The organism is Deinococcus rhizophilus, assembly GCF_030271215.1.
Taxonomy (GTDB): Bacteria; Deinococcota; Deinococci; order Deinococcales; family Deinococcaceae; genus Deinococcus; species Deinococcus rhizophilus.
Genome location: NZ_JASNGB010000102.1, coordinates 1 through 10,743, shown reverse-complemented (window position 1 = coordinate 10,743; position 10,743 = coordinate 1). Strand labels below are relative to the sequence as shown.

The following is a 10,743-nucleotide window of genomic DNA, read 5'->3' as shown; positions in this document are numbered from 1 at the left end:
GGAAGATCAACTCCTCAAGCCCCCTTTGCCGTCATAGTTTTTTTGAGCATGTAAAACACCGTCGACGGGGCAATGTGATCGACCAGGTTCAGCTCCACGGCTTTCTCTGCCAGCAAGCGAATACTCCACCTTGCATGACCCTCGGGCGCCTCACTGCACGCGAGCGCGGTGATGGCCGCCCGGTCTTTGCCGTCGAACTTGGCAGGTCGGCCTGTATGCGGCGCATCGAAGAGCGCCGCGTCCAGATCTCCCAGGGCAAAGCGTTTCCGGGTCGCCTGTACCATCTGAACACTGATGCCAAGTGCTTCTTGGATCTCCGAGTCGGCGACCCGTCGATGGGCCAGCAGCAGGATCCGGGCGCGGGTCATGACCCGCGCCTTGCCACTGCCCTTCATCGTCATGCCGTGCAGCGTCTGTTCCTGCTCAGGACTCAAAGCCACTGGATAGCGAAGAGAACGGCTCATGCCCCACTATTACAAATTGGAAAACGCTGTACTAGGAACGTCTATGCCCCGCGTGGGTGCGTGCAGCAAGGGCTGCTGGTGAGCGGTCCCATCGCCTACGGTGTCCTCGAGGGCGATCCCCGCTTCCCCTCGGCCGCCACGTCCATTCCTCTGCGGGACGTGCCCGCCTGGGTCCGGGCCCGGCGCGGCAGGAAACCGACATGACGCTGTAGGACTCCCCCAGCCTTCTCCGTCCATCCCACAGCTTCCCAGCAAGAAATTGACCAAGCTCGCAGCATGCCAGGGACAGTCCAGGATGTTCTGGCCTTTGCTCCGGGGCCCGGACCGCGACCTGAAGAGAAGGGTGACGGTCTGTTCTCCTTCGAGTCTCCCTCGTCGAGCACCATCTCGACCTCCAAGACGCGCAGCCGACCGTACTCGGTAGGTTGTCGGCTCCGGCACGAGAAGGCACGCCCCATCAGCCCTCGGTCAGTTGCCCCGGTTGCAATGGAGCATGTCTCTCCGGCGTGCCCTGCCCCTGCTGACCAGCCTGCTGTTTTCCGGCGCCCTTGCGGCCCCTGGCCTGCCGCAGAGTGCTCTGCTCCCTGGCCTCAGTGAGCGGCAACAACAGGTCCTGGGACGACAGGGCTTCGTGATCGCGCCGACCCGGTACGCCCATTTCAGCGACGTCTATGGGCGCACAAAGTTCCAGGGTCAGCCGGCCCTCGTCACCACGGACGCCGTGCTGCACACCACCCATCTGGTGTTCGCCAAGCTGCTGCGGGACCTGGAGCGCGAGACCTTCCTACCGGCGCTGACCTCCTTGACGGGGCTCCTCGTGCAGGACGGCTTGAAACAGCTCCAGGCTCTGAAGGGCACTCCTCTGCAAGCGGACGCCCGCCGTGCCGTCGCCTACCTCGCCGTGGCGCAGGCCTTGGTTCAGCCCTCCAGCCGCCCCCCGGCGGAGGTGGCCGGCCTCGTGGCGGCGGAACTCAAGTTGATCAGCGCCCACCAGGGTTTCGCCGTCTCGCCCATCTTCCAGGACACGGCCCGCACCGATACGGACAGGCTCAAGGAGGACTACTCCCAGTACGTCCCCCGGGGGCACTACGCCGGATCGGAGGCGCTGGAGCGGTACTTCCGCACCATGATGTGGCTGGGCCGCATCACCCTGCGGGCGTCCAACCCCGCGGAGACGCGCACGGCAGCGCTGCTCACGGGGCTGCTGACGGGCAACCCGGAAGCGAGGCGGCTGTGGACGCGGCTCTATGACCCGACCACGGTCCTGATCGGTGCGAGCGACGACCTGACCTTCCGCGATTACGCCGCCGCCTTGCAACGGGTAACCGGGCACGAGGTGCGGCGTCTGTCTGATCCCGCCGTGGTGAAGAGGCTGCAACAGACCCTGAAGGCCCTTCCCGCCCCGAGGGTGAACAGCATGTGGGTGACGGACGAGGAGGACCGGGCGCAGGCCACCCGGGGCCTGCGCCTGATGGGCCAGCGCTTTACCCTGGACGCGTCCGCCTTCGGTGAACTCGTGTACGACAAGGTCGGTACGCGCCGGGATCCCCGCACCCTACCGCGTGGTCTGGATCTGATGGCCGGGCTCGGGAGTGACACGGCCCTGATCCTCCTGAAGGGGATGGGCGAGGACCGTTACCTCAACTACCTGCCGCAGATGGAGAAGGTCCGCGCCGGGTTCGCCGCCCTGAAGCCCGAAGACTGGACGCGCAACGTGTACAGCGGGTGGCTGTACGCCTTGGGCGCCCTGGCCCGGCCCGAGGCGCGGGACACCCGGTATCCCGCCTTCATGCGCACTCCGGCGTGGACCCGCAAGGAGCTGCTCACGGCCCTGGGCTCGTGGACCGAGCTGCGTCACGACACGCTGCTGTACGTCAAGCAGACGTACACCACCTATGCCGTCTCTGGCCCGATCGAGCCGCCCGAGCCGCCCCGGGGCTACGTGGAACCGAACCTCGCCCTCTGGAAGCGGCTCCTAGACCTGGAAACCCTGACCCGGAAGGTGCTGGACGAGCAGAAGATCCTGTCGGTGACGACCCGGCGCAACCTCGACGAGCTGCGGGGGACCCTCACCTTCCTGGAGACGGCGAGCCGCCAGCAGCTCGCGGGCCGGCCCCTGACCCTGCAGGACTACCGGCGGATCGAGACCTTCGGGGGCTGGTTGGAGCAGATGCGGGTCCGCAGCAGCGACCCTGCTGAACCCGGAAAGCCGATAGGGGGCGAGACGGAGCAGAGCGCGGCGGTGGTGGCCGATGTGGCGACCGACCCCAACACCGTCCGGGTGCTGGAGGAGGGAACGGGCCTGATCCACGAACTGTACGCGGTCGTGCCGGACGGACGTGGCGGGCAGCAACTCGCCCGTGGGGGCGTCTACAGCCAGTACGAGTTCACGGTGCCGCTGGGTGAGCGCCTCACCGACGAGGCGTGGCGTGAGCGGGTAAGCCGGGACGAGATCCCGCCGCCGCACCCATGGCTGAGCGACATCGTGGTGAGGTAGAAGGCCAGGGCTCAGTCTTCCAAAGCATCTTTGACCTCTGAAGGGAGCCAGACATCCGGTCAGAGGCACACTGTCTGTACCCTCCGGTCCACTGACTACGTGCAATCACTGGACATTCTCAGCCGTTCCACTCGACCACAGCGGAGACGGGCCGGGGCCACTGCCGCCACTTGCGGAAAGCCCTAGGCAACTGCTCCCGCGTGAGGGTCACGGGGAACAGCTCCGCGAGCCTTCCATCCGCATGCTCCCAGAGCCACGTGGCGTAGGCCGCATAGTCCTCGCCGTCGCTGGAGGCCGTCACGGTCAGCTCCCGGGAGTGGAACTCGCGTGGCAGCGTCAGGGCACCCCAGTTTCCATCTGACAGCACGACGGCCCGACCTCCCGGCCGCAGGTGGCCCAGCAGTTCCGCGAAGCCCGCCGGAGAAGCGCTGCACTCCACCCCCACATCAAAGGCGTCATGAGGCAGCTCCCCCGGGGCGAAGGCCGCCTTTGCCCCGAAGGTCAGCGCCAGTGCCCGGCGCTCCGCATCAGGTTCCAGGACCGTCACGTCGTGCACTCCCCGCCGCGTCAGGTTGAAAAGGCTAAGCAGGCCCAGCAGGCCAGCGCCCGCGATCAGAACCCGCTCTGACACTTCCGGACGGACCTTTCGCAGCCCTTTGGCAGTCTCTTCGCCGAGAATGACCGTCAGGGCCACACGGTCCGCAACCCGCTCCGGCACCGGGATGACCCGCTCTGCCCGGTGGACGCCCGCACTGGCGTGCCCAAGCGTGGTGACTACCCGCTGACCCACGGGGAGGGTGACGCCGGGTCCCCGCGCCTCCACTACTCCTAGCGTCTGGTATCCCAGAAGCATCGGGAAGGGGCCAAACCCCTCCACGACGCTCCGTTCCGAGCCCAGGCTCACGGCCGTGAGCCGGGTGCGGACAAGCACCTCGCCTGCTCCCAGAGATGGGAGGGGCACGTCCTGCCACCCCACCTGTCCGGGGGCCTGCACCACCAGACGACGGGCGGACGTCGACGGTGAATTCATCGGAGAGCCACGGGAGCGGCCCTGGACCCACCCTGAAGCCGGGCCACCAGATGGCTGACAACCTCTTGAGAGTGGAGGGTCACCACCTCGCCCGACCGCCGATCCTTGAGTTCCACCTCGCCCCGTTCCAGGCCTCGGCCCAGCGTGACCCGGTACGGAATGCCGGTGAGGTCGGCGTCCGCGAACTTCACCCCAGCCCGCTCCGGACGGTCGTCCAGCAGCGCCTCGATCCCGTTCGCCCACAACTGCGCATACAGGGCCTCGGCGGCTTCGCGTTGCCGTTCATTCCCCAGGTCCACCGGCGTGAGAATGACCGTATACGGCGCGATGACCGGCGGCCACACCAGGCCCTGTTCATCCGAGAGTTGCTCGGCGACTGCTTGGGCCAGCCGGGTCACCCCGATGCCGTAGCAGCCCATGTGGAAGGGCTGATGGCAGCCGTCGGCGGCGGTGAAGCCCGCATCCATGACCTGCGCGTACCGGGTGCCCAGTTGGAAGACGTGCCCGACCTCAATTCCCCGGGCTGAGTGCAGGAGCTGTGAAGCGTCATGAACCGCCATCTCCCCGGCTCGCGCCTGCCGCAGGTCCGCTACGTCAGGCAACGGGTAGGTCTCATCCCAATTTGCACCCGTCACATGCCAGTCCGTTTCATTCGCCCCAGTAGTGAAGTTGCGCAGGGTGGCCACCGCCTCGTCACACAGTCGCAGGAATGCCGGGTGCACATCTTTTCGCCGGTCGATCACCTGATTCGGAAGGTCCGGCGCGATGTACCCCAACGGCAGGTCGCCGCTGGTCCATTCCTCCGGCTGTGCCACGTCCAGGGAGAGCAGTGTCCCGCCGTCCACCTGCTCCGCCCGCGCCTGCACGGCGTTCCAGAGCTTGACCGCATTGACCGTGTGGTCCCCGCGCAGGCTGACCATCACCGGAACGAGCCGTGTCCCCTCCCCGCAGGAGAACACCGCGTCGTACAAAACGTTCTTGACCATGTGGGCGGGTTCGCACCCCAGAGCGACGCAGGCGGCCGCGACCGTCGCCGTGCCCGGCGTGTGATGCCGTTGGAAGCCCTGAAAGGGACTTGGCCCGGTTTCTAGCGCCCGGGACACTGCCCGCTCGGCGTTCGCAGCGTACTGCCCATCCAGGGTGTACAGCACCTCGTCCTCGCCCACGTCCGTCAGCACCATGAACTCGCGGCTCTCCGCCCCACCGATGTTGCCGCTGTCGGCCTCGACGGCCCGCCAATGCACGCCCAGCCGGGTGAGGATGCAGGCGTACACGCCGCTCATGGCCTCAAAGTGGGCACGCAGGTCCTCCGGGGAGGCGTGGAAGGAATAGCCGTCCTTCATGGTGAACTCGCGGGTTCGCAGCAGCCCGAAGCGGGGCCGCAGCTCGTCGCGGAACTTGCGGCCGATCTGATAGACGCTGACCGGCAGGTCCCGGTAGCTGGTCACCAGTTCACGCACCACGGCCACGGCGACTTCCTCGTGGGTGGGGCCGAGGGCGAGCTGCCGCCCCGCGCGGTCCGTCACGGTGAACATGATGCCCTCGGCCTGGGTGTAGGCGTCCCAGCGGCCGGACTCGCGCCACAGGCCCTCCGGTTGCAGGAGGGGGAAGCTGACCTCCTGGGCCACGGCGTCCAGCTCCTCGCGCAGGACGGCTTCAAGCTTGTGCAGCACCCGCTGCATCAGGGGGAGGTTGGCGTACAGGCCGCTGCCCAGCTTGCGGACGAAGCCCGCGCGGGTGAGCAGCGAGGTGCCACACGTTTCGGCATCGGCGGGCGCCTCGCGCCAGGTGACGAAGAGGCTCTGGGAGACTCGCATGGTGGATCCTTTCAGGGTGTGAACACGGAAGACGGACGTGCGCCTGGCACGTCGGCGGCATCTGGCAAAGGCAGGTTCACACCCCGGAGGGTGGCGGGAGCACGGGCAGGCCCGCACCGACACGCGTCAGCGTGGGGGGGATCGTCTGCTCGCTCATGCCCATGAAGGTACAGGCGGGGAGGAGGGCAGGTCAAGGATGGGGGGCCGCGAAATACGCCGGGCCGGGGACTCCTCCGGCCTTCGTCTCACTCGTGGGCCAACTCTTGCCCCACCCATAACCGCTTGAGGTTGAGGCGCCCGTACACGTCCGGGAAGACGNGTCTCACTCGTGGGCCAACTCTTGCCCCACCCATAACCGCTTGAGGTTGAGGCGCCCGTACACGTCCGGGAAGACGTCCCGGATCAGCGGATGCACCGCCCGGCGCTTGACCCGGTGGTGGGTGAGGTTCACGTGGTGCCCACCAAGAAGCTGCCCTTCCACCCGGTCGAGGATCGCCTCAAGCTCCCCAAACGTCTGCACCGTGCGGTAGCCGTCCAGCTCACGGTCCACCTCGGCCAGCAGCTGCGGCGGGCAGGCACTGGCCAGGGTGGTCGTGGTGCGGCGGGTGAGCACTTGACCGTCACTCACCCGGACGGTGCCCAACTCCCCTCCCTGCGGGTCGGCGAAGGTCAACACGTCCCCATCCACTCGCAGCGCGCCAGCGCTGCACCCACCCAGGTTCACCAGCCGCCGCAGGCGATTGTCCGCAGCGTGCAGTTCCACCGTCCCGTCCTGGTACGCCAGGGCCGCTCCGCCATCCGCCAGACTGACCAGGTCTGTCGGGGACTCCAGCTGCACGCTGGAGATGCCGGGGCATACGGCTGGATGCTGGGCCTGAGCGCCTAAGGCGTTCCCACTGATGGCCGAGAGCAAGCGGAAGGTCCCACTGAGGCTAGCCTGCCGCCGGATCAGGGCATACAGCCCAACTGGGTACGGAGCTCCTGAAGTTGCCTGGCCGGAAGCCGTGCCCCCTGCTCCGGCCATCGGCGCAACCACTCACAGAGGCGGTCCGGCGTACACAAACCCTGCTGGTGGAGCTGAGCAACCACCCATAGGCTGCCATGGACGGCCACGCCTTCTGCCTGACAGCGCTTTCTGAGGGCACGTTCACTCGTGAGCACCGTCCGCTCATGCAGTTTGGCGTAGTGCAGGCAACTGGCATCTGGCAGACTCAGCCCCCCTCGTTTGGCCGCACGAATCCCGTCCGTCCATCCGTCGGCCAGGGGCACAAAGGTGACGCCCAGACCCTCCAGGGTCTGGGCGATGTTCCTCAGCTGTTCGTCTCGGGCCACCTCGTCGAGGACGTTTTCGAGGACCTCGAAGGGCCCCAGGGAGACGAGTTCCGTGAGGCCATCCACCCAACCGAAGTCGAAGAGGATGTTCGCGTCAGCGAGGAGAATCAATCGTCCACTCCGGGAGTGCCTTCCAGCCATTTCCCGAGCATCTTACGAACCGTGAGCGGGGAAACGCCGAGGATTTCAGCAGCTCTCGAGCGCGTGATGAAGTCTTTGCTGGCCGCCTCGTAGACGAGCCGCTCAAGGCGGTCGCGGGCGATTTCCAGATTGTCCCCGAACAGCTCGGACTGACGGTGCAGCGGCGCGGGTTCACTCTCTTTCCCGTACGTTTTGTCGATCTTCCCCAGTTGCTGCCCCGCCTGTTTTCCGGTGATCATGCCGAGCTGCTTGGCGCGCATGAGGATGGTGCGCATGCTGACGCTGTAGCGCTGCTTGATGTTGATCAGGACGGGGTCGGGGATCCACTTGTGCTGATAGCCGCGCAGTTCCCGCTCCATGGCCTCCCGGGAGAGCAGGGTGGCGCCAGCAAGGTGGTTGGCGATCTTCTCCCGCGGATCGCGGGCTGCCGGGACTTCCCGGCCGTTGTAGTCCTTGCGGTGGCAGATCAGATGGGCGAGTTCGTGCAGGGCGGTAAAGTACTGCCGCTCGACCGGATGACTGGCATTGACGACGATGATGCCGCCCCACTCCTCGGTGTAGGCCGAGAAGCCGCTAACACTCCTGGGCAGGGGCGTGACGATCACCTTGAAGCCCCGGTCCTCGAGGAGACTGATGACGTCGCCCAGCGGTGCATCCTCGACCCCGAGGAAGTCGCGCACCTCCCGGGCGATCCGTTCGACCTTCGCCTCGTCGTACTCGTCGAGGGGGTAGGCCGGGGGGAGGGTGGGCGTCTCCTTCAGGTCGCGCTCGAGTTCGACATAGTCCAGCACCTTCTGCTGGATCTGGGCGCGCAGCGGCAGCGTCAGGGCCGAGGCGTCGTCTGCCCGGAAGAGCAGGGTGGGACCAGTATGATCCTCGGGCGCTTTCAGGAAGATGTCTGTAGACACGCCCAGGGCCGCAGCGATGCGGCTGATCTGCCCCAGCGAGGGGAGGCGCTCGCCCTTTTCCCAGACGGCGATGGTCTGGCGGGTGACGCCGACCTTGTGTCCCAATTCCGTCTGGGAGAGGCCCTGCTGCTCCCGCAGCGGGCCTATGAAGTTAACATTCATGGCACTATCCTATAGAAAAACCACTTGCCAGAAACAAACGTGTGCTTCTGGACAAGGGAGCGAAGGCAAGAGGGTCAGCCCAGGGACGTGACCTCCCGGCCAGCGAGATCCTGTGCGAGCCAGTTTTCACGCGTATCCCCGGTCGCCGTGATGAGGGTCTTGCATGAACAGTTCAGTGGCTGCTGCTCGTCCAGGTGCGCTTCGGTGATGCCGGCGTGGAAATCGAAGCGCTGCACGCCGAAGTCCTGCAAGCCGGTCGCCAGCGTGACGAGTTGCATCACTTCCAGGGAGGCGACGGCACTGCTGAAGGTGTAGACATTCTCGCTGGCCTTCAGGATGTCGTCTTGGGGAAGCCCCTCGATGTAGGTCGGGTCGTCCAGCAGGCCGCGGGCGTCGAGTTCGGCCAGCGCCGGGTCATACGCCTGAAGGCATGCCAGGCAGGGACGCTCAGGGCCCACAGTCTGTACCTGCCAGTTCACTGCGTTCAGCGCGCCATTCTTGTGACGGACCCGGATTCCGCCGTCGATCACGGGGATGAGGTGCGCGTACGCGATGTGGTTGAGCAGCCGCCTCGGCTGTGGGCGGTCCACGCAACTGATCAGCACGTCGCAGTCGAGGGCGGCCCGGTAGCCCTCCTGACTGGCAAGGCTGTGAGGCACGCGCCGCACGGAGATCGTCCCGGCCGTGCTGCCCCTCACGGCGTTCCGGCCTGCCACGTCAACCTTCCACTCCCCGACGTTCTCCGGGTAGGCTCCAGCCAGTCGGTCGAGGTTGTGCTCCTCAACGCGGTCGTGGTCGATTAAGATCAGGCGCGTGAACCCGGAGCGGGCCAGTTGCTCGCACACCTGACTCCCCACACTTCCGAGACCAACGATGCCCACCGTCAGGCGCGCCGTGGACGCTTGGTGCCGCTCCCCCCAGACGGCCACCGTCCGCCGCTGCCGCCGGGTCGCCTGGGGCGCTGACCGGAGATGATCAGCGTAGTCCACCTTCAGATGCCGCCCGACAGTGCGCACGTGCGTGCACCACTGTCCCTGCGGGACGCCGTTCCCATTGGTCCAGGCCCGGGCGCTCCAGGTGCCGTCCGTCCCGAGCGTCATGCTGATCAGGGGCAGGCCCGTGACCGGCACGGCGCTGCACGCCACCCGGGTGTCCGCCACAACGTCGTCGTCACTCACGCCCTGCCAGCCCGGCCCGAGGTGGCTGTGCAGGAACACGACCCCCTTGCCGCTGCTCAGCGCCTCCGCATAGACGCGCTCCAGATACGCGGGATTGAAGCTGACGTTGCCGTGCACCTGCCGATCACCCTCGACCGGGAAGATGATCTCGGAGAGCAGTGCGGTGAAGCGCCCCGCTCCCTGCGAGGGCACGTACAGGCCGAAGATCAGATCTTCCTGCTCGTCGGCCCGCAGCAGGAATGCCTCGAGTTCGTCCTTCATCTGGGCCGTGAGGGCCACGCTGTAGTCCAGGTCAGGCACGTTCCATCACCCCGTTGATGATCGCCGTCAGGCTGGGGCCACGGCCCTGCTGCCAAATGGTCGTGAAGTTGAAGCTCCAGTACTGCCAGTTGGGCCCGAGGGGGCTGGCGATGACATTGAACGTGCTGCCGTCGCCCCCGAAGGGGCGGAGGAACGGCTGGGCCTGCACGTGAATCGAAGGGGCCAGTTCCGACGGGTAGTTGAGCATCACCTGCAAGCCGAGGTCGACGACCTGGCCCGCGAAGCGCCCGGACTGCACCGTGAAGCCCCGCAGGAGGACGAACGGCAGTCCTCCCACGTTGATGGCTTCCGTAGTGTGCCCCTGCGCCCTGAGATCCGCCTCAAGCTGCGCTTGGGCCGTCATCAGCTCACCGGCGTCGGGCCCGAGTGCATGACAATGAAGTGCATGCCGTTGCGCAGGGGGATGGGCTCATCGAGGTTCAGGTACTTGTGAAGCTGCCCCTGCTCCTTGAGAGCGAGCGTCACCTGGGTCACGTCTTCCTTTGCCAGCGTCTCCAGCACCTGCCGAGGCGTCAGGTTGCCTGGCGCAACCTCGTGCTTCTGCTGGTTGATGAAGATGTTGACCTTCGGTTCGGGCTTCTGGGATTTCTCTGCGTTCAAGGCGATCACCTCAGTTCGCTGTGTTGACAGCGGGCAACGAAGGGCCTTAGCCTGACGTCCTCCAAGACGCGGCCCAGCCGGGTTTGAGTGCAGAGCGAGCAGCGGCAACTGCTCGCTTTTTCGTGCTCAGCGGACCTTCCGCCGCAAGGTCACTATGGCATAGTCTGTTAAATAATGTCAACCGTGACGGAGGTAATAGGGTGGAGAAATGTTAACTAGTGGCCTCGGGCTTAGGGTGTTGTCTCCGGGCCCTCAGTACCTGACAGGTTGAGGGAAATGGCGTCCAGGACGCA

At 66.2% G+C, this 10,743-nt stretch carries 10 protein-coding genes; 1 reads left to right on the top strand and 9 read right to left on the bottom strand.

The genetic code is table 11. The annotated features are described in order from the left end of the window. Positions 1–14 precede the first annotated feature (14 nt). The gene (locus tag QOL99_RS11085) at positions 15–464 is read right to left on the bottom strand and encodes a helix-turn-helix domain-containing protein (RefSeq protein WP_285523848.1); all 450 of its coding nucleotides are present in this window, start codon (positions 462–464) and stop codon (positions 15–17) included. A gap of 493 nt (positions 465–957) precedes the next feature. Here QOL99_RS11085 and QOL99_RS11080 point away from each other — a divergent pair, with 493 nt between their 5' ends. Then, positions 958–2,961 carry a DUF3160 domain-containing protein gene (locus tag QOL99_RS11080; protein ID WP_285523847.1) on the top strand — a complete coding sequence of 668 codons (2,004 nt, stop codon included), beginning with the start codon at positions 958–960 and terminating at the stop codon, positions 2,959–2,961. Between the two features lie 118 nt (positions 2,962–3,079). On the opposite strand, the gene QOL99_RS11075 is transcribed toward QOL99_RS11080, so the two are convergent. The 8 genes from QOL99_RS11075 to QOL99_RS11040 form a co-directional block, all read right to left on the bottom strand. Continuing rightward, positions 3,080–3,922 carry a zinc-binding dehydrogenase gene (locus tag QOL99_RS11075; protein ID WP_285523845.1) on the bottom strand — a complete coding sequence of 281 codons (843 nt, stop codon included), beginning with the start codon at positions 3,920–3,922 and terminating at the stop codon, positions 3,080–3,082. A 65-nt stretch (positions 3,923–3,987) separates the two neighbouring features. Further along, positions 3,988–5,808 carry a proline--tRNA ligase gene (locus QOL99_RS11070; RefSeq protein ID WP_285523844.1) on the bottom strand — a complete coding sequence of 607 codons (1,821 nt, stop codon included), beginning with the start codon at positions 5,806–5,808 and terminating at the stop codon, positions 3,988–3,990. Positions 5,809–6,130: 322 nt separating this feature from the next. After that, positions 6,131–6,646: a hypothetical protein gene (locus tag QOL99_RS11065; RefSeq protein ID WP_285523842.1), complete on the bottom strand. Its 516-nt coding sequence runs from the start codon at positions 6,644–6,646 to the stop codon at positions 6,131–6,133. Between the two features lie 110 nt (positions 6,647–6,756). Continuing rightward, positions 6,757–7,251: a PIN domain-containing protein gene (locus QOL99_RS11060; protein WP_285523841.1), complete on the bottom strand. Its 495-nt coding sequence runs from the start codon at positions 7,249–7,251 to the stop codon at positions 6,757–6,759. After that, on the bottom strand, positions 7,248–8,351 hold the full coding sequence (locus QOL99_RS11055; RefSeq protein WP_285523839.1) for a helix-turn-helix domain-containing protein: 1,104 nt from the start codon (positions 8,349–8,351) through the stop codon (positions 7,248–7,250). The genes QOL99_RS11060 and QOL99_RS11055 overlap by 4 nt, the downstream gene beginning before the upstream one ends. Positions 8,352–8,425: 74 nt before the next feature. After that, on the bottom strand, positions 8,426–9,829 hold the full coding sequence (locus QOL99_RS11050; RefSeq protein ID WP_285523838.1) for a ThiF family adenylyltransferase: 1,404 nt from the start codon (positions 9,827–9,829) through the stop codon (positions 8,426–8,428). Further along, complete coding sequence (locus QOL99_RS11045) at positions 9,822–10,193, bottom strand: E2/UBC family protein (protein ID WP_285523836.1); 372 nt, start codon at positions 10,191–10,193, stop codon at positions 9,822–9,824. Before QOL99_RS11045 ends, QOL99_RS11050 begins: the two co-directional genes overlap by 8 nt. Then, on the bottom strand, positions 10,193–10,450 hold the full coding sequence (locus tag QOL99_RS11040) for a hypothetical protein (RefSeq protein WP_285523835.1): 258 nt from the start codon (positions 10,448–10,450) through the stop codon (positions 10,193–10,195). The genes QOL99_RS11045 and QOL99_RS11040 overlap by 1 nt, the downstream gene beginning before the upstream one ends. Positions 10,451–10,743: the final 293 nt, after the last annotated feature.